The organism is Tannerella forsythia, assembly GCF_003860135.1.
GTDB lineage: Bacteria > Bacteroidota > Bacteroidia > Bacteroidales > Tannerellaceae > Tannerella > Tannerella forsythia_A.
On sequence record NZ_RQYN01000192.1, the window covers coordinates 1 to 281 of the forward strand.

The window sequence follows — 281 nt, forward strand, 5'->3', positions numbered from 1 at the left end:
GCAAGCAAGAACCTGAAAAGCTCCCTTGTCGTGCTTCCATTCCAAGACAAAAACGGGATGAAAGCACTGGATAAGACGATTTCTTTTTTGGCCGGTCAAATAGAGTCCTTGGAATCTGAACTTGCAGACTTGGCCTCGTCAGAGTTTGACAGGCAGGTTAAACTCCTCACCTCCATCAAAGGGATCGGCATCACGTTGGCTACAGCCTTGATTGTCGCTACCGGCGGTTTTTCCTATTTTGACAATGCAAAGCAGGTTTCCCGTTTCATCGGGATATGCCC

General features: G+C 48.0%; 1 protein-coding gene. It reads left to right on the forward strand.

The window, feature by feature from the left end; all coding sequences use genetic code 11:
* Window positions 1-57: 57 nt before the first annotated feature.
* On the forward strand, window positions 58-281 hold a 224-nt coding region (locus EII41_RS13905), incomplete at its 3' end, for a transposase (RefSeq protein ID WP_260425611.1).